We start from the raw sequence: 25110 nt of genomic DNA on the forward strand, positions 1-25110 counted from the left end.
GTTCCTTTGCTATGCTTGTACGCTTCAGCCATAGTACCTCCGGGCCTGCAGGGTACCGCTCCGCGAAGGGCTAAACTGGTTGGGCCTTTGGAAGGAAAACCCCTCATAGTAGCAAGAACAGGAATCATCTAAACCCGATAGTACGAATGCCGATTTTTTCTATCGGCAGTAGGGATAGCGGGGCCGCAGTCCTCCACAAGCACAGAACTGTACATTTCCAAAAAACCTTTTATACAATTGGCGCGGGAAGTTATATGGCGCTAATTAAATTGTTTTCTGTAAAAATGGTTTTAGGGGTGCAAGTATCTTGAAAGAAACATCGTTTATTCATTTGCTGCGCTTGTTCGCTTCAGCCATAGTATCTCCTATCCGAAAGTTTATTTTTCAACTGATAAACAGACCAATAAATTAGTATCTTAGATAAGAACTAACGATCTAATTTCACAGCGCTTAATTTTAAATCATTCATCCAATCTTCATACTCGTTAGTGACATTTGATTAATAAATCAGAAAAGAAAAATGTCCGGAAAACAAATATTTCAAACTGAGACTAAAAGGCGCTGGCATGCATTTACATGGGTAAGCCGTACTTTTTTTTTAGTCTTCATTATCGCAATCATCTGCGTAGCGTATACGCTGTCTTCAGTACAGGCACCCAATTTGCCTTTTATCAATACAAATACGCCATTAACACAAAAACAATTAGAGAAATTAAAAAAATCGCAACGGTATAAAGATTTCACCATAGAAAAATCTAAGCTGCAAAAGATCAAAAAAGATCGTGAACACCGCATTTTAACTCATCGTGGCAACAATAAGCGCATCAATATGGCCTTTTACGTGAGTTGGGCAGGAAGTAAAGAATCAATATCAGATTTAAGACGCAACATCAGCCATTTGGATATGGTGGCTACAGAATCGTTCTTTTTAAATGGTGATTCTATTGTAGATAAGGCAGATACAGCGGCGTTAAAAGTAATACATGCCGGCAAAAAATCGGCTCTTGCTGTGGTTTCAAATTATAATAAAGACCATTGGGATGGTGCAGCAGTAAGAAGATTATTAAATGATCAACCTGCTCAGCAAAAATTGATCAACGATCTAATAGCAATTACCAAAAAATATGGTTATAGTGGGATCAACATAGATTTTGAAGAACTAAACCTCCAAAATAACGATGGTTTTAACGCTTTTATGAAGAATCTATATACTCAGTTTCATGCCAAAAAACTGATTGTTTCTCAGGATATTTCACCCGAAAACGACGATTATAAGCCAGAAATCCTTCAAAAATACAACGATTATCTTGTAGTAATGGCTTATGATCAGCATACCGAACAAAGTAATGCAGGCGATATCTCCCATCAGGAATGGGTAGAAGAAAAGCTTGACGATATTTGCAGTAAAGTTGATGCTGGTAAAGTAATCCTTGCCTTAGCTTGCTACGGTTACGATTGGCCAAAAAATAGAATTGGGCAACCGGTTACTTACGAGCAGGCCATGACAACGGCTGTTAATTATAAAAGTAAAATAAACTACGATCCAGCTTCTGCCAATTTAAACTATACGTACAACGATGGCAGTGGGATTAAACATGAAGTTTACTTTACCGATGCAGCAACCTATTTTAATTTAATCCGAAAAGCTGATGATTGGGATATTGCTGGTATAGCCCTATGGCGTTTAGGTTCAGAAGATAAACGTTTATGGTCATTTATTTCTAATGATCTTAGTCTGGATACACTAAAGAAAAAGCCCTTCGATTTACGCAAAATTGCTTCGTTAAATATGGGCGGGATCTCCTATTTAGGTGATGGCGAAATACTGGATCTCATTTCTACTCCTACGCCAGGTAGTGTGAAATTCACTCTAAATAAAGAAAATTTCTCCATTGCCGATCAAAAGTATATCAGACTTCCGGAACAATACGTAATTAAAAGGTTCGGAGAGGCCGACAAAAAAATCGCTTTAACTTTTGATGATGGGCCCGATCCTGTTTATACCCCACAGGTGTTGAATATTTTGAAACAGGAAAAAGTACCCGGCTGTTTCTTTGTGGTTGGCATTATGGCTGAAAAGAACATGGAATTGTTAAGGCAGGAATATAATGATGGTTACGAAATTGGAAACCATACCTTTTTTCATCCAGATATGTCTGCTATTGGTCCAACCCGCGTAAAATTTGAGCTGAATGCAACCCGTAGGTTAATTGAGGCCGTTACCGGACACAGCACGATCCTTTTCCGCGCTCCGTTTAATGCCGATGCCGAGCCACAAAACATTTCTGAAATTTTACCCGTTGCACAAAGTCGCAAAGAGAATTACATCAATATAGGAGAATATATCGATCCCGAAGATTGGCAGCCGGGTAAAACTGCCGATCAGATATTTAATGAAGTAGTGAAGCAACAGGATAATGGCAATATTCTTTTATTGCATGATGCCGGCGGAAACCGTGAAGCGACTGTTGCGGCTTTACCCCGGATTATAAAATTTTTTAAAGCAAAAGGTTATACATTTACCACGGTAGGCGATTTAATGGGTAAAAAAAGATCAGAACTCATGCCTGCAGTAAAATCTACCGCAAACAGTGGCTTTTCTGGCTCTGGTGATTACTTTTTCATCAATTTCTTTTACTACGGAAATATGATTTTAAACATTGTATTTTCTGTGGCGATTGTACTTGCGATCTTAAGGACCATATTTATCGCCTACTTAGCGATCAGACAGCGAAAAAGAGCAAAACGCACTGTGAGTAAATTAATCCAGCACCCTTCAGAAAAGGTAAGCATTATCATTCCGGCTTACAACGAAGAAGTTACTGCTGTGCAAACCATTAACAGTCTTTTAAAAACCAATTACCCTGATTTTGAACTGATTTTTGTAGATGACGGTTCAAAAGATAAAACCTTTGATATCATTAGTGAACACTTTGGCAATCACCCTATGGTAAAGGTTTTCCGTAAAGAAAATGGAGGTAAAGCGTCTGCTTTAAATTATGGTATATCAAAGGCTACTGCTGACTTTGTAGTCTGTATAGATGCCGATACGCAATTAAAACATGATGCGGTTACCGAACTGATGCGCTATTTCTATAACGATAAAATAGCAGCCGTAGCCGGAACTGTGAAAGTTGGAAATGCCAATAACATCATTACTAAATGGCAATCAATCGAATATATCACCGCTCAAAATATGGATAGAAGGGCCTTCGATTTATTAAATACGATTACTGTTGTACCGGGGGCAATAGGTGCCTTTAGAAAAAATGTCATCCTTGAAATCGGTGGTTTTACGATCGATACCCTTGCTGAAGATTGTGATTTAACCATGCGCATTTTAAGGGCAGGTTACAAAGTTAAGAACTGTGACAGTGCAATTGCCTATACCGAAGCACCAGAGACAGTAAATATGCTGCTAAAACAACGTTTCCGCTGGAGTTTTGGGGTAATGCAAAGTTTTTGGAAAAACAGAAAAACATTGCTTAACAAGAAGTACGGATATTTTGGAATGGTAGGAATGCCAAATATCCTGATCTATCAGATTATTTTGCCATTATTTTCGCCGCTTGCCGACCTTTTTATGCTTATTTCTTTAATCAGCGGTATCTTTTCACTAAGCGCCATTAATAATTTAACGCTAACCGGATTTTCAGGAATTTTAAGCCTCCATAATGGTTTTGGCCAGGTACTCTTCTATTACATTATCTTCATCATTGTCGATATGATCTTTGCTGCAATTGCTTTCCGGATGGAGAAAGAAAAGTATACCAATTTACTTTACATTTTCCCTCAGCGTTTTTTCTGGAGACAATTAATGTATGTTGTGCTCTTCCGTTCGTTCAGAAAAGCAATAAAGGGCGAGCTGGAAACCTGGGGTACAATAAAAAGAACAGGAAATGTTAAGGAACAGGTAGCCTAATACAGTCCGATCCTCTAAAAGAAGTCAAGTTTTAATAGCCAATGTGTTATAAAAAACTTGACTTCTCTGGCTATCACCTCATCCATAATAACATCATTATTAATGGAAAGATATTTAACCAAACTCCTGCACTATCTAAAAACAGCAGCTTTTACTTTTCGATTAAGCAAACCGCATAAGAAACAACCCCCTCTTCTCTACCGATAAAGCCCATTTGCTCGTTGGTGGTTGCTTTTATTGAGATATCTTCAGTAGAAATTCCAATGGCATCAGCAATGTTTTGCTGCATAGCAGGAATATGTGGATTAATTTTTGGCGCTTCTAAACAAAGCATGGCATCGATATTACCAATACTCCAACCTTTTTCAGCCAGTAATTTAACCGTTTCCTTCAGCAAGATTAAGCTGCTAATACCTTTCCACCTGTCATCTGTATTTTTAAAATGAAAACCGATATCACGTAAATTGGCCGCCCCTAAAAGTGCGTCGCAAATGGCATGAAGTAAAACATCAGCGTCCGAATGCCCAAAAGCACCCTTGTGATGATCTAACGTAACACCACCAACAACAAAAGGATGCTGATCTTTTAATTGATGTACATCAAATCCGAAACCTACTCTAATTTTCATGTTTATTTGCTTTAATCTTTTTTATCTTTTGCTTTTATTTTCGCCAAAGTTAAACAATAGACCAAAACGAAGGGTATTTGCAAGTGGACTAGTCTGTGCATTTGCAATTAAATAAGAGAAATCAATGTTAAAAACATTGTATTTTAAACCAAGTCCTAAAGTAAAATAGCGGCTATCACCTTTCATTGGGCTCTGATAGTTGTAACCTGCGCGAACCGCAAACTGTTGATTGTACCAGTATTCAAGGCCTGTTGAGATTCCGACTTCCTTCAATTCTTCGCTAAAACCACCCGGTGCATCACTAAATGAGCCAAAAATTCCGGCGGGTACTGAACGGTTCGGATCTTTTCCGCTTACAATATTATTGTTCGAATCGTATATAGGCTGGGTTGGTACCAACAATTTGTTAAAATCAAGCGCAAAGGTTAAAGTACTCAAATCGTCTACAGTAAATGTAGATGCACCTCCGATTTTAAAATTGGTAGGTAAAAAGAAATTCTCTCCCCCATCGGAATAGCTCATTTTTGTTCCGATGTTGGAAATATTTGCACCAGCAGAAATAATAGCCTGTTTACCAAACAATGTTGTGGCTGTTTTATACAAACCAGAAACATCAACTGCTACTGCATTTCCACTATGTACCTGCCCCGTAGAAGAAAACTGACCGGAAGCCAAATTTGAATAAATATACCTTAATGAAGTTCCCAGTGAAAACTCTTTACCAAAATTACGGGCAAAAGAAACATCAAAAGCCAATTCATTTGGATTGGAGATCCCAAGATCCTGCTGGTTAATGTCTGTAAGCTGAATGGAGCCCAGAGAAAAATATCTTAAAGATGCGCCAATGGTATTGCGGTCATCCAATTTATAAAATCCACTTAAATAAGCGAGATTAATATCGGGCACCAAACTTTTTAACCATGGACTATATGACACCGAAAAGCCATAAGGTTTATCTAGAAAAGCAAGTTTAGAAGCATTAATACTGGCAGAATTTACATCACCAGCTACGGCTACGCCAGCATCACCCATTGCACCGGCACGGGCATCGGGCGTAATGAGCAGAAATGGAACTGCTGTTACAATGTTGTTTGCCTCGCTACCATTTGTTTGAGTATTGCCTATAGTAACCTGCGCGTTTGTTTTACCAAACACCAAGGCCATAGAGAGTGCAGAAAAAGCAAGTTTACTGATGTACTTGAAATTCATCCTTTAAAGGTACGTAATTTTAGATCTTGGTGTTTAGCAATAACCGGAGAATATATCTGTAACGTAAAACCAAAACTTATATTTCACCAAAATACGAATTCTATGATTATTTACTAATTAAACCTACGATTTTTTACACACGGGTGTTAGTGAAAAGTTATAAGCACAAAATTAATAGCCATTTAGTAAATAATCTAATCTATTTCTTTCACGATTTCACATCTTTATTTTACTGTTTTATCCGATTTAATTGCGGCCAAGCAATAAGTAAACATTATAACTTCATCAAAATGTTAGTGTATTATATTTTTAATTCATAATTATCATAACCTTAATCAAAGCTCATGTATTAAATTACCAAACCAGTTTTAATCAATTATAATGTTATAAAATTCACATGTAAGCAAATTTTAATTGAACACTAAAACAATACAGAATTTTAGTTTAAAAATTTTATCTCGCTTATTTATAATTATTTAGCGAAAATTTCGTTTGGAAGAAAACAGATTCTACATCATTAAAAATGATACATTACGGCTTAGTATATAATCAATATTTTATTCTCATATATTTATATATTCATTTATAATTGTTTAATTTTATCGATTGAATCCCTGTAGGGACGATATCCTCCGTTATACTATATGAAAAAACTATTACTATATTCTTTTACTTGTTTATCATTAGCCGCCTTGCTTTCAGGTTGTAGCTCAAAAAGCGAGAGTTCCAGCAAAACAGGTGTTCCTTATGCCAATAGGAAAAGTAAAAACAACCAATCTGGTGCTTTTGCTGTGGCTACCCAATATAAAAGAGCGCCAGGGCCTGGTTTAATTCCAATTGAAGGCGGGGTTTTAGTTGTTGGTGGTAGTGCCATCGATGTACCAGGTGTTGAACCAAGTATCTACAACTATAAAAGACAGGTTACCGTTCCTTCATTTTATATGGATGAAACAGAAGTATCGAATACCGATTGGTTAGAATACTTACACTGGATCAGATACAACTACCCTGAAGATCGTGAGTTTTATTACAATGAGCTTCCTGATACTTTAGTATGGCGCCGTGCATTATCTTATAACGAACCTTATGTAGATAACTATCTAAGGCACCCGGCTTACCGTGACTATCCTGTTGTAGGTGTTTCATGGGAGCAGGCATCACGTTATTGTGAGTGGAGAACTTCAAGAGCCAACGAATTTATTCTACGCGAAAAGGGAATCTTAACTGATTATAAAACTTTAGCTCGTAACGGAAAAGGAAATGCCACTACTACAGCTGCAGCGGCTCCAAAACCAGACAAACCTTTTAATACTGATGCCTATTTAAATGGCCAGTATGATGACAAAGGTAAAAATGCCCCGATCGATTATAATACCAAATCAGGTGCTGCTACAGCAACTGCCGGAGCAGCGACAGCTGCAACAGGCGGAAGAAATAACCAACCGAGACGAACTGCAACGCTTGAAGATGGTGTAATTATGCAACCTTACCGCTTACCTACAGAAGCAGAATGGGAATATGCTGCTTTAGGTTTAATTGGCAATACGGAATACGAGAATATCAATCAGAATAAAATCTACCCCTGGAATGGTTTAGGTGTTAGTTCTGCTAAAAAGAAAACCAGAGGTATGATCCAGGCCAACTTTAAAAGAGCTCCCGGTGATTATATGGGTGTTGGCGGTTCGCTAAACGATAAAGGAGATCTGACCGTTCCGGTTATTCAATACACACCAAACGATTTCGGCTTATATAATATGGCAGGAAACGTGAATGAATGGGTGAATGATGTATACAGAACAGCTACATTTACTGATGCAGATGCCTTTAACCCTTACCGTGGTAATTATTTCACCAATAAAAAGTTAGAAGATTCTCAAAGCGGTAAAATTGCATTAGATAAATATGGGAATCCGATTAAGGAAAATGCTTACACCGGAAGAAAACAAACCTGGGCCGAAAAACAGGCACAAGCAAAACGTTCTGATTCGATTTCAAAATCAACTGATCCACAATCTCCGGTAGCCTCAACCAGTTATCAGGCCGATCAAAGAGGTTATCATGATAGACAAAACACTTTACTTAATGAAGAAGGTGTAACGCTTGTAAACGATAAATCAAGAGTTTATAAAGGCGGTTCGTGGAATGATATGGCTTATTGGTTAAACCCCGCAACACGTCGCTTTATGCAACAAGATGAATCATCTGCTGAAGTGGGCTTCCGTTGTGCAATGACCATGCTTGGTGCTCCAGAAATTAGTACTCTTGGCAAAAGAAGTTTTAAAACCCCTCCTCAAAAACCTTACAGGATAAGTAGAGATAAATAAAAAAGAAAAGTCCCGGATAAAATCGGGACTTTTTAATGCGGTTTTATATTTTTTTAGATAATTTAAGTTTGACGGATTCAAAGAAAATCGTCATCTCGATCCGATAGTTATCGGATGAAGCGTAGCGGAATGGAGAGATCTATCTATACAGATTTAGCTTCGCTGAGCACTTTATAGTTCTCAACTGCGTTGCACTCCTCTTCTTTTATTTAGACGGATCGTCATTGCTGTAAGGGTTAGGTACGAAGCAATTTTACAACGATAGTTACAACCCGTAGAATCTAAGATTGCTTCGTCGGCTGAAAAAGCCTTCTCGCAATGACGATATCCAGAGTTAAAACTAATTAAATTGAACTAAGATCTGGTTCTTTTCTACCTTATCCCCCTGTTTAATCAAAACCTTCTTAACCGTACCATCGGTTGATGATTTTAGGATGTTTTCCATTTTCATGGCTTCCAGCACCAAAAGGTTATCGCCTTTCTTTACTTCAGCGTTTTCTTCAACCAAAACTTTAAGTACTAAACCAGGCATAGGTGCTTTAATTTCTGAAACTTTATTAGTTGCTAAATTATCCAGACCAAGTTGTTTTAATAAAACATCAAACTGATCTTCAATGCTGATCTGATAAATATTACCATTAACCTTTATTTTACAGGTTTTATCTCCTTTGTTCAGCTCAACCAGCTCTGTATTAAAAGATTTATTCTGGTATATAACATGCGTACTATTATTCGCTATTGAACTCAGATCGAATTGGATCTGTTCTCCATTTACAAAAAAAGCCGAATCCTTATTCTCAACCTCAAATAAAAACTGATCGTTTACTTTTACTTTATACATAGCTTATTGAGTTAAAGCATACTGAACTAAATTAGCGCCCATTTTAAGTGCTTTTGTCCGCGTTTCTTGAGTATCTTCAGGATAAGTACCAAGATCTTCCCAACCGTTGCCCAAATCGCACTCATAGGTGTAATAACAAACTACTCTTCCTTTGTAAATCAAGGCAAATCCTTGCGGACGTTTATTATCATGCTCATGGATTTTTGGCAAGCCTCCCGGAAACTTAAACTTCTGATTATAAATGGCGTGATTAGCAGGCAATTCGACAAAACTAAGTTCCGGAAATACCCTTTTCATCTGTGGTCTGATAAATTTGTCTAAGCCATAGTTATCGTCTATATGAAGAAATCCTCCACCAGTGAGGTACTGTCTTAAATTTTTGATTTCCTGATCACTAAAAACGACGTTTCCGTGGCCAGTCATATAAATAAAGGGGTAATTGAAAATCTCTTTTGAGCCTGCTTCTACGATGCTTTCTTCAGCATAAAAATTAGTCTTCAGATTGGCATTACAGTAGGCAATTAAATTGGGCAAAGCTGTCCTGTCCGCATACCAATCGCCACCACCATTATACTTTAATTTAGCCATACGGTAGGTTGGTGGAATAAAAGCGAAAAGCATAAAGCTAAAAGCTAAAAGACCAAAACTGAAAGACCAAAGCTTAAACCTGGAAAACTGAAAACTGAAAACTGAAAACTTCAAATTGATTATCGGTTAAGGTAATTGATTTCAAAACAAACAGATAATGCAGCAGTTTCTGTGCGTAATCTGTTATCACCTAAAGTTAATGCTTTAAAGCCTTTGTTCAAAGCTAAATTAACTTCATCAGGTGTGAAATCGCCTTCGGGACCAATAAGAATCAAATATTTTTGATGTGGAGTTACTAGTTTGGATATATATTGTTTCGCGTTATTATCGATACAATGCGCTATTAATTTATCCCCATCAAATGGTTCTTTTAAAAAAGTATCAAAAGAAATGGCATCGTTCAATTTGGGATGATAAGCTTTAATGGATTGTTTTACTGCAGACGTAATCACTTTGTTGAGGCGGTCTTCTTTAACTACCCTGCGCTCCGACCGATCGGTAATAATTGGTGTAATTTCATCAATACCCAGCTCTGTAGCTTTTTCTAAAAACCATTCTATGCGGTCGATATTTTTAGTTGGCGCAACAGCAATATGCAGGTAATGATTTCTTTTATGAAACTCTGTTTCTATCTTTAAAATGGATAAAGAAACTTTTTTCGGATTATCGGAAGTGATTTCAGCAGTGTAAAAACCACCCTTCCCATCAACCAGGTTAACGATAGAGCCTATGGTAAGGCGAAGCACCCTAACGCAATGTTTACTCTCTTCTTCGTTAAGCGTATAGGTATTTTGGGTTATATCTGGTGTATAAAAAATATGCATAGTTGAAATTAATGATTATCAACCATATCTGCTTTATTGATTACCAATTCTAACTTGATTGTTTCGATATTCTGCTCTGTTTTTTTAAGGATGGTAAACAGATATCCGTACGACTCGTTGCTTTCGCCTACCTCAGGGATACGTTCAAAAACATGAGAAACCAATCCACCAACCGTATCAAAATCTTCATCCTCTGGTAAATCATGAGGTAAATGTTCATTCACATCATATACGGTAGCGAAAGCATTTACGATAAACTCATTATCGGAAACCTTTTCTACCAGTGGTTTTTCTTCATCGTATTCATCCTGTATTTCTCCTACAAGCTCTTCTACAATATCTTCTAAGGTAACCATACCCGCTGTACCGCCAAACTCATCTAATACAATAGCAATCTGTATACGATTACTTTGCAATTCGCTCATCAGATCGTTAATTTTTTTAGTTTCTGTAACGAAATAAGGTTTACGGATGATATCATTTAATGTCCAGTGCTGGTTACCTGCTGCAACCAATGGTAAAATGTCTTTCGCATGGATAATCCCTACAATTTTATCCATAATATCATCATAAACAGGCAAACGCGAATATCCTTCCTTAATAATGGTATCAATTACTTCCTCTTTTGGAGAAGTTAGTTCAATACCCGAAATCTTGGTTCTAGGCACCATGATATTCTTCACCACGCGCTCATTAAAATCGAATACGTTTTTAATCAGCTCATGTTCATTATTATCTAATGCACCGCTTTCTTTACCCTGATCGAGCAGGTAATGTAATTCTTCAGTACTGTGGATAGATTCGTGTCCTGCGGAGGTATCAATGCCAAATGGCTTAAGGATAATGGCAGCAAGGCTATTTAGCGTCCAAATAAATGGCTTAAACACCACATAAAATATTTGAAGCGGTATAGAAACGAAAAGCGTTGTAGCCACAGGTCTTTGGATAGCGAACGATTTCGGAGCAAGCTCACCAAATACAATATGCATAACGGTAATAAGCGAAAAGGCGACGATTGTAGATGCGGTATGAATAGAAGCATCGCTTAACCCCCATTCCAGACTATCGAAAAGATTTTTGAAAATGGTATGCATAACGCCTTCACCTACCCAGCCTAAGCCAAGTGATGCGAGCGTTATGCCTAGCTGTGTGGCGGCTAAATATCCATCAAGGTTATGAATAATGCCTTTGGCCATTTTGCCTACACGGCTGCCCGTTTTTGCTTTAATTTCAATTTGTGATGCCCGGACTTTTACAATTGCAAACTCTGCTGCAACAAAAAAACCATTAAGTAACACCAAAAATAATGCAAAAAATAATCGCCAGCCTACAGAACCTGTATCAGGTTCTTGTAGAGCAACCAAAACTACGTTTGTGGGCAGGATTGCACTTAAGTCAAAATTTAAAAACAAACATACCGTGGGTAAATCCATTAAGCCAATTCTCTAAATGTTGTGTTATAAAGTTCTATGCTTTCTTTAATTACTTTATGCGCATAACGAACACCAAGTAAATGTTCGATAGTTACATTTTTATCTTCTAATGCTTTATAATCCTGAAAGAAACGAACAATCTCTTTCATTTGATGCGGAGGCAATTCATCTAAATCGTTGATGTAATTTACAGACATATCGTGAGCAGCTACAGCAATGATTTTATCATCCTGTTCTCCATTATCAACCATGTGCATTACACCTACTACTTTAGCCTCAATCAATGTCATTGGATATACATCCACTGAGCAAAGCACTAAAATATCTAATGGATCTTTATCATCACAATAAGTTTGTGGGATAAAGCCATAATTTGCAGGATACATTACTGACGAGAAAAGAACCCTATCCAATTTAATCAGACCTGATTCTTTATCTATTTCGTATTTTGCTTTTGAACCTTTTGGAATTTCAATAATCGCGTTTACAACCTCTGGAAGGTTTGAACCAGGAGATACGCTATGCCATGCGTGATGATCGTCTTTTGCCATTTTTAATTTAAATCTGTTTTATCCTCTTCAGGGCCACTTACTACTTTACTTTTTACAAAGGTAATTAATAATGGTATAGTTGTAATAAGGATAAAGCCAATAATAATATATAATAAATAATCGTTTATTTCTTTTTCAAATCTTCTGCCTAAAAAATAACCCAGCAAAGTTAAGGAACAGATCCAAAGTACTCCACCTAAGATATTATATAAAGCAAATTTTTTGAAATCTAATTTTACAACACCAGCAAAAATCGGTGCAAAAGTTCTAACAATAGGCACAAATCTTCCCATTATTAATGCAAAGGCACCTTGTTTTTGATAATACTCCTTTGCAGCTTTTAAATATCTCTTCTTAAAAAAGAAACTGTCTTTTCTGGTGTATAATACCGGGCCAGTTTTCCGCCCGAACCAATAGCCGGTAAAATTCCCAGAAATGGCCGCTATACATAAACCAGCTAAAAGTACCGCAATGTTCACATCAAGCTTACCTGTCGCCACAAACATTCCCGCTAAAAACAATAAATAATCACCGGGAAGAAAAAAACCAAAAAAAAGGCCAGTTTCTGCATAGATAACGAATACGACTAGATAGAATCCGCCTTCCCTCAATAATTTCTCGGGATCAAGTAGCTGATGCAGGTTATTCCAAAAATCGTGCATATTCAATTATTCGTAAAACTACAAATAATTATTAAACAACAGCATACCTATATCAGGTTTAAAATAATTGCTGGATAAATACCCAATACCAATGTAATTGCAACAGAAACCAATAAAACAACTTTGTACTGTACCGGGGTTGATAGCTCTGTTTCCGCGCCATCTTTAAACCAGATGGCTACAATTACCCTAAAATAATAATAGAAGCCAACCAGCGCATTTAAAATCGCAAATGCAACAAGAAGGGTTTTATATTCGGTCATTACATTCAAAAACATTAAGTACTTGCCGATAAAGCCCGCAGTGAGCGGAATTCCTGCCAATGAAAGCATGGCTACAGTTAAACATAATGCTACTAATGGATTCCGTTTCGCCAAACCATTGAAACTATCGAAGCTATCGCTACCTGTTTTTTGTTTCACTAATATTAATACTGCAAAAGCGATAATTGATGCGAAGGTATAAGCCGCTGCGTAAACCAACACGTTATTACCAGAATTTTTGGTCAGTACAATCAGCGAAAACAACAGGTAACCCGCATGGGAAATACTTGAGTATGCCAACATACGCTTGAAGTTCTTTTGGAACAGCGCAGTTACGTTTCCGATGAATAAAGTTAAACAAACAATCACCATAAGTGGTGCAACCCAAAAATCGTGAAGTGGGGCAAGTGCACCAGCAAATAATCTTAAGAATGCAGCGAAGCCAGCAGTTTTAACCACCGTACTCATAAAGGTGGTAATTAAAGACGGAGAACCTTCGTATACATCCGGAGTCCAGAAGTGGAAAGGAGCAGCACCAACCTTGAAGCATAAACCAATCATCATCAGGATAACGCCAGGATAAAATATTGGAGAAACTGCCTGACTGTTTACCAGATAAGCTTGTATTTTATCTAAATCGAATGAGCCTGAAGCGCCATAAATTAAGGTAATACCAAACAACAGGAAGCCTGTTGAGAAAGCCCCCATCAGGAAATACTTTAAAGAAGCTTCATTAGAGGCAAAATCCTTTTTACGGATCCCCGCCAAGATGTATAAACTCACCGACATGATTTCCAAACCCACAAACAGCATGGCCATATTTTTATAGGATACCATCATAATCATTCCCGCAAGTGCGAAAAGAATTAAGGTATAATATTCGGCAATGTTATCGCTTTTACTGTGAAAATAGTTCTGTGTTAATAAAAAGATTAGAAGTGTACCGATAATACAGATCCCAGAAAAGGCCAGGGCAAAATTATCCGTCTGCATCATTCCGAAATGAACAGCATTGCCGTTCCAGGCGCAGAAAGTAAATCCCAGTGCAGTAAGTAAGCCAACAACGGTAAGTGGTAATAATGCTTTATTTGCCTTAAACAAACCTGCATAAAGCACTATAAAAGCTGTTATACTAATGGTTATAATAATATTCATTGCTTAATTTACTGTGTTTAATTTTTGATTTACCTGTTCTAATAGATGTTGTACAGATGCCTCTGTTAAGTGCAAAATTGGTTTCGGATAAACACCCAAAACAATAATCAGTGCACAAATTGTATAAAGAACCAATTTTTCAGTTCCTTTAATATCAGTGAAAGTGATGGTTAAACTGTTGGTTTGGCCAAGCATTACATTCTGATACATGCGCAACATGTATACAGCACCGAAGATGATGGTTAAACCTGCGATTGCAGCTGCCCAGATGCCGTAATTATAAACGCCCATAAGTAATAAGAATTCACCTATAAATCCGTTTGTTCCCGGTAAAGCAACTGTTCCTAACACGATAATTAAAAATGCAATGGCTAATTGAGGTGCTACCTTAGCAATTCCGCCCAACTCTTCAATTTTATTTGTTTTTACCCTGCTAAAGATGATATCTAAAACGAAGAATAAACCTACTACGTTAATACCGTGACTCAGCATCTGCACCATAGCGCCCTGCATACCTTGCTGGTTGAACGCGAATATACCTGCTGCGATTAATCCAACGTGTGCAATTGATGAATAGGCTACCAAACGTTTCGCGTCTTTCTGTGTAAAAGCAATTAGCGAGGCATAAACAATACCAATGATCGATAAAATGATGACTAACTGTCCCCAGTCGTGAACTCCTGCAGGCACAATTGGCAATAACCACCTGATTACACCATAAATACCCATTTTCAACATGATACCCGATAACAACATGGTTCCTTGTGCAGGTGCCGCGGTATACGTGTCGGGTTGCCAGGTATGGAAAGGAAAAATTGGCATCTTAATGGCAAAAGCGATAAAGAAAGCCCAGAAGATCCATCCTTGTTGTGCACTATCCAAGTTTAAAGCATAAAATGCCTGAATGTCAAAATTGTGTGCAGGGTTTTGAAGATACAGGTAAATAATCCCCATCAACATAAATAATGACCCGGCAATGGTGTACACAAAAAATTTCATGTTGATGCGGATACGGTCTTTTCCGCCCCATATCGCACAGATGAAATAAATTGGTATTAATGCGGCTTCCCATCCGATATAGAACAAGAAAGCATCCAATGCTGTAAATACCAATAATAAACCGGTTTGCATGAATAAAATCAGGGCATAAAATGCAGCCGGATTTTTATACTCATGGTTATAGCTCGATAAGATAATAATCGGTACCAGTAAGTTGGTAAGCAATACCACCAATAGGCTAATGCCATCGATACCTGCGTGGAAGTTGATGCCCAGATCAGCAATCCATGGCAAATTAACCTCAAACTGGGTACTTGCATTTGGAATGAAATTACAGGCGATAACCAAAGCCAGCACCAAAGAAGCCACCGAGAATACGGTAGAAACGATTTTAGCCGACTTACCAGCAAATGCAGTAACAATTGCACCTACAAGCGGAAGAAATATAAGTAGTAAAAGTTGTTCCATTATTTAATTTTGAACCCTTTTTATATGTAATAAAATGTATATGCAAGCAATGCGATGATACCAAATACCATCATAAATATATAGAAACCTACGTTTCCACTCTGTAACAAACGTACACCTTTACTGGCCTCGTTGGTGCTCCATCCTAATCCGTTCACAATTCCATCGATAAATTTGTTATCGATAATCCTATAAAAGAATTTCGATAATGCATCTAAAGGTTTAATGATGATGAAATCATAAATCTCATCCAGGTAGAATTTATTATAAGATAATTTTGCCAACGGTGAACGTGGCGCTTCATCAGCAACAGGAACGCGTGCTCCCTTTACATATCTGGTGTGAGCAAATAATAAAGCTATTACAGCTGCTGCTACCGAAACACCCATTAACGAATATTCTGTAGTATGGCTTAAATCTAATTCGTGTTGTGCAACACCTGCTCCCTCTAGCCAATGTGCTAACCACTCGTTTCCACCAAAAACATGAGGAAAATTAATTGCCCCACCAATTGCAGCAAGTACAGCTAGGATGATTAAAGGTAAAGTCATCGCTGCTGGCGATTCGTGTATGTGGCTTTCCTCGTGATGTGTTCCACGGTATTTACCAGAAAAGGTTAAAAACATCATTCTGAACATATAGAAAGCCGTCAAAAATGCGGTTAATACCCCTACTCCCCATAAAATCGGACTCGCCTGGAAAGCATGTGCTAAAATTTCATCCTTTGAGAAGAAACCTGAGAATGGTGGTAAACCTGCAATGGCGATGGTACCGATCATCATGGTGGCAAAAGTAGTTTTAAGTTTCCCCCTTAATCCACCCATGTGACGCATATCCTGCTCGTGATGCATGGCATGGATAACCGAACCTGCGCCTAAGAACAATAATGCTTTAAAGAATGCGTGGGTTAATACATGGAAAAACGAACCTGTATAAGCACCAACGCCAAGACCCAAAAACATATATCCCAATTGAGACACAGTTGAATAAGCCAATACTTTTTTAATGTCTGTTTGTGTTAAAGCAATAATTGCAGCCACTAAAGCGGTTGCTGCACCTACAATGGCAATAATGTGCTGAGTAAGCGGCGCAAGATCGAACAATACGCTTGAACGTGCAATCATATAGATACCAGCGGTTACCATCGTTGCAGCGTGAATTAAAGCTGAAACTGGTGTTGGTCCGGCCATGGCATCAGGTAACCACGTAAACAAAGGCAATTGAGCAGATTTACCGCAGGCACCGATAAATAACAAAATGGTGATTAAAACCAGCGTATCATTACCCGGCAACATATTTGCAGCTTGAGGGAAAACTTTAGCAAATTCTACACTACCAAAAGTGGTGAAGATTAAAAACACCCCTAACAAAAAGCCTAAATCACCTATACGGTTCATTACGAATGCTTTTTTAGCTGCTGAAGCATAAGCACTATTCGTGTACCAGAAACCGATTAACAGGTATGAGCATAAACCTACACCTTCCCAACCGATAAACATGACGATGTAGTTAGAGCCCAATACCAATAAAAGCATGAAAAATACAAACAGGTTTAGGTAAGCGAAAAACTTACCGAACCCTGCATCATTATGCATATAGCTGGTGGAATATAAATGAATCAGGAAACCAATTCCAGTGATGATCAAAAGCATGATTGAGCTTAAAGGATCAACCAGAAAAGATAATGGAATGTGTAATGCACCTGCGCTAATCCAATCGAATAAAAATACTTCGTGAGATCTTTGTGTGTCGCCTTGTAAACTAAAGAAAATAACTACGCTGATAATAAAGGATGCTAAGATTACTCCACTTCCGATGATACCAACAAGTCCTTTAGATAAAGAGTTTCTGCCTAGCCCATTAATTACAAACCCTAAAAAAGGAAGTAATGGAACCAACCAAATCAATTGTTCTATTGTCATTCTTATTATATATTTACCACTTAAGGCGATTTAAAACATTAATATCTATCGATTTCGTATTTCTGTAAACCATTACGATGATGGCTAATCCTACTGCAACCTCTGCAGCTGCCAATGCCATAATGAAAAATACGAAAACCTGTCCGGATGGGTCGTTACTATGCACAGAGAAGGCAGTTAAGAGTAAGTTAACGGCATTAAGCATCAGCTCAACCGACATAAAAATTACAATAGCATTTCTACGGGTAAGTACACCAATCACGCCAATAGAAAAAATAATGGCACTTAAATAGATGTAGTGGTTTAGCGGAACGCCCTGAAGTTGTGATGTTAAATTTTCCATTATGCTTCTACCTCATCTCTTTTAGATAATAAAACGGCTCCAACCATTGCGGCCAATAGTAATAGAGATGACAATTCGAAAGGCAATAAGAATGGCCCAAAAAGCTCCTTACCCAGATTTTCTACCAATCCCAATCCCGGATTTTTCAAAATCAATGGACTGGTAATACTTGCCGATTTTAAAGAACCAATTAAAGTTACTACCAAACAACCACCTGCAATAACCCCAACAATTTTAATCAGCGGTGATTTACTCGGCTCGGTATCTTTATTCAGGTTAAGCAACATCAGTACAAATAGGAAAAGCACCATAATTGCCCCCATGTAGACAATAAAGTTTACCACTGCCAAAAACTGTGCGTTTAACAGCACGTAGTGAACAGTAAAGGTAAAAAAGGTAAGGATTAAGTACAATACACTGTGGATTGGATTTTTTGCAAAAATCACTAGCAGCGAAAAGATAATACTTAATGTGGCTACGAAATAGAATACTTGTGTACTCATTAATTGTTTATTTATTTATGATCCATGGTTCGTGTCCTCACGAACCATCATTTTATTTTTTCATTTCCAATGGAGCCTCTACCAGCTTGTCTTTTCCGTAAATAAAATCTTTACGTAAATAATCAGCAGGTACAATCGGTCCATCTAAGTAAATTGCTTCTTTAGGGCAAGCTTCTTCACATAATCCACAGAAAATACAGCGTAACATATTGATTTCGTAAGTTGCTGCATATTTTTCTTCGCGGTATAAATCTTTCTCCTCAGGTTTGCGTTCAGCGGCAATCATGGTAATGGCTTCAGCAGGACAAGATAAAGCACATAAACCACATGCAGTACAGCGTTCTTTACCATTCTCATCGCGTTTTAGCGAATGCATCCCCCTAAAGTTGGTAGAGAATTCGCGTTCTACTTCAGGATATCTTATAGTAGCCTCTTTTTTAAATAAGTGACTGATGGTAATGCCCATACCTTTAGCAATTGCTGGTAGGTACATCCTTTCCATAAAGCTCAATGGCTTTTGTTCCAGTACTTTTTTCTTATTACTTAATGATTCCATAATTAAAACTTCTCAATAATCGCAATCACAACACCTGTTATTATAATATTGGCAATGGCCAAAGGTATTAAACCTTTCCAACCTAAATTCATCAATTGATCGTAACGGAAACGAGGGATTGTCCAACGTACCCACATAAAGAAAAAGATGAACGCACATATTTTACCGAAGAAAACTGCTGTACCAAAAAGTGGTGCCCAGGTGGGGCCTAACCATACCGCCATCGAATCCATACCAGGGTAATTGTAACCACCCCAATATAACGCCGCCATTACAGCCGATGATACAAACATATTAATATACTCAGCAAACAGGTAAAAACCTAATTTCATTGAAGAATATTCGGTATGGTAACCACCAATTAATTCCGTTTCACATTCAGGTAAATCGAATGGCGCGCGGTTGGTTTCGGCAAATGAACAAACCATAAAGATTAAAAATCCAAGTGGTTGATATAAAACATTCCATCTCCAGCCATGTTGCTGATCAACAATTTCTTTTAAGCTTAAGGTATTCGTCATTAAAAGCAAAGCGATGATTGATAACCCCATTGCAATTTCATAACTGATATTCTGCGATGCTGCACGGATGGCACTCAACAAAGAGTATTTGTTGTTGGATGCCCAACCACCAATCATTACACCATAAACTCCCAGTGAAACCACACCAAAGATGTATAAAACACCTACATTGATATCAGCAACCTGTAATGAAACTGTTTTACCTGCAATTAATACAGGACTTCCCCATGGAATAACCGCCGTACCAATACAGGCACAAAGCAATGCTAAACCCGGACCAGCAATAAATAAAAACCGGTTTGATGAGGTTGGAATAATTTCCTCCTTCATAAACATTTTTAAACCATCAGCCAATGGCTGTAATATACCAAAAGGGCCAGCTCTATCTGGACCTAAACGATCTTGTAAATATGCAGCAACCTTACGTTCTGCATAAGTAGAATACATGGCAATAACTAAACTGATGCCGAAGATCACAGCTACCAGGATAAATTTTTCTATAACAAAAGCGCTATCCATTAGTATTTAACTGTTTTATGTAATTCAATTTCATTTGCAGCTTGTAATGCCTCGTTTGGCTGAATAACATGCAAAGGTTTTAATGTTTCGTAGTGGTTAGATGCAATTACCGAAGTATCATCAATGTGCGTTGGATGTTCAATTACCCAATCAGCAGTTGCTTTTTTATCGAAGCGGCAAGTATTGCAAATAAATTCTTCTACTTCTCCAAACTGATCTTTACGGGCGGTAACACGTAAAACATCTGCTCCTTTATACCAAAGTGTTACTTTACCGTTGCATTTTTCGTGATCGCAATCACGGTGTGCATCAACAGGTTTGGTAAACCAAACACGGTTTTTGAAACGGAAAGTTTTATCAGTTAAGGCCCCAACAGGACAAACATCGATTACGTTTCCTGAGAAATCGTTATCAACAGCCTGGGTAATGTAAGTAGAAATTTCGGAGTGATCGCCACGGTTTAAGATACCATGAACACGTTTGTTTGTAATCTGATCTGCAGTAAAAACACAACGGTAACACAAGATACAGCGGTTCATGTGCAACTGGATCTTATCACCTATATCAATACGTTCGAAGGTACGGCGCTCAAACTCATAGCGAGTTTTTTGCAAACCATGTTCATAACCTAAATTCTGAAGATCACATTCACCTGCCTGATCACAAACAGGGCAATCTAAAGGATGGTTAATCAATAAGATCTCTACAACACCTGCGCGGGCTTCTAAAACTTCTGGAGAAGTGATGTTAAGTACTTCCATTCCGTCCATTACCGTGGTACGACAAGAAGCCACCAACTTAGGCATCGGGCGAGGATCTTTTTCCGAACCTTTTGTTACCTTAACGATACAGGTACGGCATTTGCCACCACTTCCTTCTAACTTAGAATAATAGCACATAGCTGGCGGAACAATATCACCTCCGATCTGCCTTGCAGCATTCAGAATGGTTGTTCCGTTATCAACCTCTACTGTTATCCCATCTATCGTAACCTTAACTTTTTCACTCATGGTTAATGATATTCTTTTATTTTTATACTTCTACCGTCATTGCGAGGTACGAAGCAATCTTTTTTACAATTTATTATTTCTCTTTCGAGATTTTATAACCAATTTCTTTTCTTGGCTGTGCTTTTTGTTCTAATAGTTCATCAAAATATCTGAAAATAACTTCAATATTTTTATCCTGATTATCTACTTTCTTTTTAATCTTTTCTACTTCTAGTCTTATTTCTGTATTGCTTAAAACCATCGTTCTAAGCTGTACAAACACATCAATAATCTTAATACTTACTTCTACCGCCTGTTTACTTTTTAAAACGTTTGATAGCTGCAAAATACCATGTTCGCTAAATGCAAACGGAAGATACTTTGAATATTTCCCTTGTTCTAAGGTCACAAATTGTGACCTTAGAACTTCATTTTCTTCTTTCGTCAGTTCGAACATAAAGTGCTCCGGAAAACGCTCTATATTTCTTCTAACTTGTTCTTTTAATCTTTTAGTATCAACGCCAAAGAGCTCTGCCAAATCAGAATCTAACATCACCTTCACTCCTCTAAAAAGATATATTTTATTAACTATTACTTCGTTGGGGATGATTGCGGGTGATATTTCTTCTTTCATTTACATATTCATTGTGTTAAGTTCTTTTCCTAAGGTCGCATTTTGCGACCTTAGGATTTTAGTATCACAAACCGTAATACCTAAATATTTATTTCTCTTCCGTTACCGGAGCTTTCTCAATCGGAGTTGCATAATTTGCGATACCGTAGTTTTGACTTTGGCTCTTAACAGGCTCTTTAATGTGCCATTCAAATTCATCTCTGAAGTGACGAATTGCACTGGCCACTGGCCAGGCCGCTGCATCACCCAGCGGACAAATTGTATTTCCTTCAATTTTACGCTGAATATCCCACAATAAATCAACATCTTCCATGTTGCCATGGCCATGTTCAATTTTGTGTAATACTTTTTCCATCCATCCGGTACCTTCACGGCAAGGAGAACATTGTCCACAGCTTTCGTGGTGATAAAAACGAGAGAAATTCCAGGTATTGCGAACAATACACTGATCTTCATCAAAAGCAATAAAACCACCAGAACCCATCATAGTTCCTGTAGCAAATCCACCTTCTGATAACGATTCATAACTCATTAAACGAGGCTCACCGTTGGCATATTTCAAGGTTAAATTAGCAGGCAAAATAGGCACGGATGAACCACCCGCAACCGTTGCCTTTAATCGTTTACCGTTGGCAATACCTCCACAATACTCATCTGAATAAATAAATTCTTCTACCGGTAAACCCAATTCTATTTCGTAAACGCCCGGTTTAACTAAATTACCCGATGCAGATATTAATTTTGTACCTGTACTTCTACCGATACCGATTTTTGCATATTCATCGCCACCATCGTTGATAATCGGTACCACTGCAGCAATTGATTCAACATTGTTAACCACGGTAGGGCAACCATACAAACCTGCAATTGCCGGAAATGGTGGTTTAATCCGTGGATTACCTCTTTTACCTTCAAGCGATTCTAACAAAGCAGTTTCTTCACCACAAATGTAAGCGCCACCACCTGGCTGAACATATAATTCTAAATCGTAACCTGTTCCTAAAATATTTTTTCCCAACCATCCGGCAGCTTTAGCTTCAGCAATTGCTTTTTCTAAAATGCGAATCTGCGGCATCATTTCGCCGCGTACATAGATATAAGAAACCTTTGCACCTAAAGCGAAACTTGATACAATCATTCCCTCAATTAATGCATGGGGAATATAAGTCATCAAATAACGGTCTTTAAAAGTTCCTGGCTCAGACTCATCAGCATTACACACTAAATAACGTGCAACACCTTCAGGTTTAGCCAAAAAGCTCCATTTCATCCCCGTTGGGAAACCCGCACCTCCGCGACCGCGTAAGCCTGATTTTTTAACCTCTTCAACAATCTCTTCAGGTGTTAAAGTTTTCAGGGCTTTTTCCACAGCACGATACCCGCCTTTTTGGCGATAGACTTCAAGCGTGTTGATGCCCGGTACGTTTATATGCTCTAGTAGTAATTTACGGCTCATTGTTTATAGATATGAGATGTGAGATATGAGATTTTAGACCAATTGCCTATTCTCATATCTCATATCTAGTTTCTCAAATCTTATTTATTTTTCAAATCTTCAATCAATTTATCTACACTTGCTTCAGTCAGGTTTTCGTAGAAAGTATATTCCGGGCTTATTTGCAACACCGGTCCGTAACCGCAGGCAGCTAAACATTCAACTCCTCTAAAGCTGAATAAACCATCGGCAGTAACTTCACCTTCTTTAACACCTAACTTGTTTTCCAGGTGGCTTAATATTTTTTCGGCACCAACCAGGCAACAAGGGCCAGTACGGCAAACTTCTAAAGCATATTTACCTTGTGGTTTTAAAAAGTACATGGTATAAAATGTGGCCACTTCATAAACTTCAATTGGCTGAATATTTAAATATTCGGCAACTTTATCCATCGCTGGTGTACTTACCCAAAGGTATTCAGCCTGTACCAGGTGCAAAAGTGGCAACAATGCTGATTTGCTTTTATCTGCCGGATAACGGCCTTTAACTTCATCAAATTTGGCTAGCAATTCTGATGAAAACACTACAGGTGTTTGTTCTTCTACTTTAAGCATCTAATTCTCCTGCAATAATATTCATACTACTCATGTTGATAATGGCATCAGACAATAACATGCCCTCGCTCATTGGTGCAAACATCTGGTAGTTTATAAAACTTGGTCTGCGGAAGTGTAAACGATATGGTGTACGGCCTCCATCATTGATCAGATAGAATCCTAATTCTCCATTTCCGCCTTCTACAGCGTGATAAACTTCTGCTTTTGGGGCATCAATCTCACCCATCACAATTTTGAAGTGATAGATTAATGCTTCCATATTGTTGTAAACTTCTTGTTTTGGAGGAAGGTAAAATTCAGGAACATCGGCATGGAAAATACCTTTTGGTTCTGTTTTTAACTTCACAAGCGCTTGTTCGATAATGCGGACACTTTGCCACATTTCTTCGTTACGTACTAAATACCTGTCGTAAATATCTCCGCTTGTGCCTACCGGAACATCAAAATCGAAATCCTGATAGGAAGAGTAAGGATCGCTTACACGAACATCATAATCTACGCCAGTAGCACGCAATAATGGGCCTGTCCAGCTATATTCTAAAGCGGTTTCTTTAGTTACTTCTGCAACACCAGCCGTTCTGTCAATAAAAATACGGTTACGTGTTAACAGATTTTCGAACTCTTTTAACGCTTTAGGGAATTCTTTTAAAAACTTATCGATTTTAGCAAAGGCGATATCATTGAAATCTCTTTCGAAACCACCAATACGGCCAATATTTGTTGTTAAACGTGCTCCACAAACTTCTTCGAAGATTTCGTAAATATGCTCTCGAAACTGAAAAAGATATAAGAAAGTGGTGGTCGCTCCGGTATCCTGACCAATAATCGTGTTGCAGATAATGTGATCGGCAATGCGCGAAAGTTCCATGATGATTACCCTAAGATAATCTACACGCTTCGGCATTTGAATATTTAACAACTTCTCAACCGTCATGTGCCATCCCATATTGTTAATAGGGGAAGAGCAATAGTTTAAACGGTCGGTAAGCGGTGTAATTTGATAAAATGGGCGATGCTCGGCAATCTTTTCAAAAGCACGGTGAATATACCCGATGGTAGAAACGCCGCTTACAATACGTTCACCATCTAATTGTAAAACGTTTTGAAAAACGCCGTGTGTTGCAGGGTGCGTTGGACCTAAGTTTAGGGTTACCAGCTCACTTTGCGGGTCGTTATCTGTAAATACCGGATGGTTATGATTCAT

The 25110-nt window shown here is 38.0% G+C and carries 22 protein-coding genes; 2 read left to right on the plus strand and 20 right to left on the minus strand.

Annotated features, from left to right (window positions below):
* Positions 1-520: 520 nt before the first annotated feature.
* Positions 521-3922 carry a glycosyltransferase gene (locus tag BCL90_RS12315; protein WP_121284265.1) on the plus strand — a complete coding sequence of 1134 codons (3402 nt, stop codon included), beginning with the start codon at positions 521-523 and terminating at the stop codon, positions 3920-3922.
* Between the two features lie 151 nt (positions 3923-4073).
* On the opposite strand, the gene ispF is transcribed toward BCL90_RS12315, so the two are convergent.
* On the minus strand, positions 4074-4550 hold the full coding sequence (gene ispF / locus BCL90_RS12320) for a 2-C-methyl-D-erythritol 2,4-cyclodiphosphate synthase (protein ID WP_121284266.1): 477 nt from the start codon (positions 4548-4550) through the stop codon (positions 4074-4076).
* Positions 4551-4571: 21 nt separating this feature from the next.
* Positions 4572-5759: a type IX secretion system outer membrane channel protein PorV gene (gene porV / locus BCL90_RS12325; protein WP_121284267.1), complete on the minus strand. Its 1188-nt coding sequence runs from the start codon at positions 5757-5759 to the stop codon at positions 4572-4574.
* 644 nt (positions 5760-6403) lie between these two features.
* On the opposite strand from porV, the gene BCL90_RS12330 reads away from it, so the two are divergent.
* Entirely contained in the window at positions 6404-8083 is a 1680-nt protein-coding gene (locus BCL90_RS12330) for an SUMF1/EgtB/PvdO family nonheme iron enzyme (protein WP_121284268.1), read from the plus strand.
* A gap of 340 nt (positions 8084-8423) precedes the next feature.
* On the opposite strand, the gene BCL90_RS12335 is transcribed toward BCL90_RS12330, so the two are convergent.
* The 18 genes from BCL90_RS12335 to BCL90_RS12420 all read right to left on the minus strand — a co-directional run bounded on the left by BCL90_RS12335 (position 8424) and on the right by BCL90_RS12420 (position 25110).
* On the minus strand, positions 8424-8924 hold the full coding sequence (locus tag BCL90_RS12335) for an acetyl-CoA carboxylase biotin carboxyl carrier protein subunit (protein WP_121284269.1): 501 nt from the start codon (positions 8922-8924) through the stop codon (positions 8424-8426).
* A 3-nt stretch (positions 8925-8927) separates the two neighbouring features.
* On the minus strand, positions 8928-9545 hold the full coding sequence (locus tag BCL90_RS12340; protein WP_121284616.1) for a DUF4159 domain-containing protein: 618 nt from the start codon (positions 9543-9545) through the stop codon (positions 8928-8930).
* An 86-nt stretch (positions 9546-9631) separates the two neighbouring features.
* Positions 9632-10336 (minus strand): 16S rRNA (uracil(1498)-N(3))-methyltransferase, encoded by a 705-nt coding sequence (locus BCL90_RS12345; protein WP_121284270.1) that lies wholly within the window; start codon positions 10334-10336, stop codon positions 9632-9634.
* Positions 10337-10344: 8 nt separating this feature from the next.
* The gene (locus BCL90_RS12350; protein WP_121284271.1) at positions 10345-11769 is read right to left on the minus strand and encodes a hemolysin family protein; all 1425 of its coding nucleotides are present in this window, start codon (positions 11767-11769) and stop codon (positions 10345-10347) included.
* Positions 11769-12320, minus strand: coding sequence for an inorganic diphosphatase (locus tag BCL90_RS12355; protein WP_055908779.1), 552 nt, complete (start codon positions 12318-12320; stop codon positions 11769-11771). Before BCL90_RS12355 ends, BCL90_RS12350 begins: the two co-directional genes overlap by 1 nt.
* A 2-nt stretch (positions 12321-12322) precedes the next feature.
* Positions 12323-12982, minus strand: a complete 660-nt coding sequence (locus BCL90_RS12360; protein ID WP_121284272.1) for a DedA family protein — start codon at positions 12980-12982, stop codon at positions 12323-12325.
* Positions 12983-13029: 47 nt separating this feature from the next.
* Complete coding sequence (locus BCL90_RS12365; protein ID WP_121284273.1) at positions 13030-14400, minus strand: NADH-quinone oxidoreductase subunit N; 1371 nt, start codon at positions 14398-14400, stop codon at positions 13030-13032.
* Between the two features lie 3 nt (positions 14401-14403).
* Complete coding sequence (locus BCL90_RS12370; RefSeq protein WP_121284274.1) at positions 14404-15867, minus strand: complex I subunit 4 family protein; 1464 nt, start codon at positions 15865-15867, stop codon at positions 14404-14406.
* A 20-nt stretch (positions 15868-15887) separates the two neighbouring features.
* Positions 15888-17789, minus strand: a complete 1902-nt coding sequence (gene nuoL / locus BCL90_RS12375; RefSeq protein ID WP_394341704.1) for an NADH-quinone oxidoreductase subunit L — start codon at positions 17787-17789, stop codon at positions 15888-15890.
* 13 nt (positions 17790-17802) lie between these two features.
* A complete protein-coding gene (gene nuoK, locus BCL90_RS12380) occupies positions 17803-18132 on the minus strand; it encodes an NADH-quinone oxidoreductase subunit NuoK (protein ID WP_055908793.1) in 330 nt (109 codons plus the stop codon).
* Entirely contained in the window at positions 18132-18635 is a 504-nt protein-coding gene (locus BCL90_RS12385; RefSeq protein ID WP_121284275.1) for an NADH-quinone oxidoreductase subunit J family protein, read from the minus strand. The genes nuoK and BCL90_RS12385 overlap by 1 nt, the downstream gene beginning before the upstream one ends.
* Positions 18636-18687: 52 nt before the next feature.
* On the minus strand, positions 18688-19191 hold the full coding sequence (locus tag BCL90_RS12390) for a NuoI/complex I 23 kDa subunit family protein (RefSeq protein ID WP_025146332.1): 504 nt from the start codon (positions 19189-19191) through the stop codon (positions 18688-18690).
* Between the two features lie 2 nt (positions 19192-19193).
* A complete protein-coding gene (gene nuoH / locus BCL90_RS12395; protein ID WP_121284276.1) occupies positions 19194-20231 on the minus strand; it encodes an NADH-quinone oxidoreductase subunit NuoH in 1038 nt (345 codons plus the stop codon).
* The gene (locus BCL90_RS12400) at positions 20231-21241 is read right to left on the minus strand and encodes a 2Fe-2S iron-sulfur cluster-binding protein (RefSeq protein ID WP_121284277.1); all 1011 of its coding nucleotides are present in this window, start codon (positions 21239-21241) and stop codon (positions 20231-20233) included. The genes nuoH and BCL90_RS12400 overlap by 1 nt, the downstream gene beginning before the upstream one ends.
* 73 nt (positions 21242-21314) lie before the next feature.
* On the minus strand, positions 21315-21854 hold the full coding sequence (locus BCL90_RS12405; protein ID WP_121284278.1) for an ORF6N domain-containing protein: 540 nt from the start codon (positions 21852-21854) through the stop codon (positions 21315-21317).
* Positions 21855-21942: 88 nt separating this feature from the next.
* The gene (gene nuoF, locus BCL90_RS12410) at positions 21943-23310 is read right to left on the minus strand and encodes an NADH-quinone oxidoreductase subunit NuoF (RefSeq protein ID WP_121284279.1); all 1368 of its coding nucleotides are present in this window, start codon (positions 23308-23310) and stop codon (positions 21943-21945) included.
* An 80-nt stretch (positions 23311-23390) separates the two neighbouring features.
* Positions 23391-23903, minus strand: coding sequence for an NADH-quinone oxidoreductase subunit NuoE family protein (locus BCL90_RS12415; protein ID WP_121284280.1), 513 nt, complete (start codon positions 23901-23903; stop codon positions 23391-23393).
* The gene (locus BCL90_RS12420) at positions 23896-25110 is read right to left on the minus strand and encodes an NADH-quinone oxidoreductase subunit D (protein ID WP_121284281.1); all 1215 of its coding nucleotides are present in this window, start codon (positions 25108-25110) and stop codon (positions 23896-23898) included. The genes BCL90_RS12415 and BCL90_RS12420 overlap by 8 nt, the downstream gene beginning before the upstream one ends.

The organism is Pedobacter alluvionis (assembly GCF_003664035.1).
Taxonomy (GTDB): domain Bacteria; phylum Bacteroidota; class Bacteroidia; order Sphingobacteriales; family Sphingobacteriaceae; genus Pedobacter; species Pedobacter alluvionis.

Bases quoted from the DNA above. Each gene is read 5' to 3' on its own strand.
- BCL90_RS12315 (WP_121284265.1), top strand. From the start codon at position 521: ATGTCCGGAAAACAAATATTTCAAACTGAGACTAAAAGGCGCTGGCAT.
- ispF (WP_121284266.1), bottom strand. From the start codon at position 4,550: ATGAAAATTAGAGTAGGTTTCGGATTTGATGTACATCAATTAAAAGAT.
- porV (WP_121284267.1), bottom strand. From the start codon at position 5,759: ATGAATTTCAAGTACATCAGTAAACTTGCTTTTTCTGCACTCTCTATG.
- BCL90_RS12330 (WP_121284268.1), top strand. From the start codon at position 6,404: ATGAAAAAACTATTACTATATTCTTTTACTTGTTTATCATTAGCCGCC.
- BCL90_RS12335 (WP_121284269.1), bottom strand. From the start codon at position 8,924: ATGTATAAAGTAAAAGTAAACGATCAGTTTTTATTTGAGGTTGAGAAT.
- BCL90_RS12340 (WP_121284616.1), bottom strand. From the start codon at position 9,545: ATGCTTTTCGCTTTTATTCCACCAACCTACCGTATGGCTAAATTAAAG.
- BCL90_RS12345 (WP_121284270.1), bottom strand. From the start codon at position 10,336: ATGCATATTTTTTATACACCAGATATAACCCAAAATACCTATACGCTT.
- BCL90_RS12350 (WP_121284271.1), bottom strand. From the start codon at position 11,769: ATGGATTTACCCACGGTATGTTTGTTTTTAAATTTTGACTTAAGTGCA.
- BCL90_RS12355 (WP_055908779.1), bottom strand. From the start codon at position 12,320: ATGGCAAAAGACGATCATCACGCATGGCATAGCGTATCTCCTGGTTCA.
- BCL90_RS12360 (WP_121284272.1), bottom strand. From the start codon at position 12,982: ATGCACGATTTTTGGAATAACCTGCATCAGCTACTTGATCCCGAGAAA.
- BCL90_RS12365 (WP_121284273.1), bottom strand. From the start codon at position 14,400: ATGAATATTATTATAACCATTAGTATAACAGCTTTTATAGTGCTTTAT.
- BCL90_RS12370 (WP_121284274.1), bottom strand. From the start codon at position 15,867: ATGGAACAACTTTTACTACTTATATTTCTTCCGCTTGTAGGTGCAATT.
- nuoL (WP_394341704.1), bottom strand. From the start codon at position 17,789: ATGACAATAGAACAATTGATTTGGTTGGTTCCATTACTTCCTTTTTTA.
- nuoK (WP_055908793.1), bottom strand. From the start codon at position 18,132: ATGGAAAATTTAACATCACAACTTCAGGGCGTTCCGCTAAACCACTAC.
- BCL90_RS12385 (WP_121284275.1), bottom strand. From the start codon at position 18,635: ATGAGTACACAAGTATTCTATTTCGTAGCCACATTAAGTATTATCTTT.
- BCL90_RS12390 (WP_025146332.1), bottom strand. From the start codon at position 19,191: ATGGAATCATTAAGTAATAAGAAAAAAGTACTGGAACAAAAGCCATTG.
- nuoH (WP_121284276.1), bottom strand. From the start codon at position 20,231: ATGGATAGCGCTTTTGTTATAGAAAAATTTATCCTGGTAGCTGTGATC.
- BCL90_RS12400 (WP_121284277.1), bottom strand. From the start codon at position 21,241: ATGAGTGAAAAAGTTAAGGTTACGATAGATGGGATAACAGTAGAGGTT.
- BCL90_RS12405 (WP_121284278.1), bottom strand. From the start codon at position 21,854: ATGAAAGAAGAAATATCACCCGCAATCATCCCCAACGAAGTAATAGTT.
- nuoF (WP_121284279.1), bottom strand. From the start codon at position 23,310: ATGAGCCGTAAATTACTACTAGAGCATATAAACGTACCGGGCATCAAC.
- BCL90_RS12415 (WP_121284280.1), bottom strand. From the start codon at position 23,903: ATGCTTAAAGTAGAAGAACAAACACCTGTAGTGTTTTCATCAGAATTG.
- BCL90_RS12420 (WP_121284281.1), bottom strand. From the start codon at position 25,110: ATGAATCATAACCATCCGGTATTTACAGATAACGACCCGCAAAGTGAG.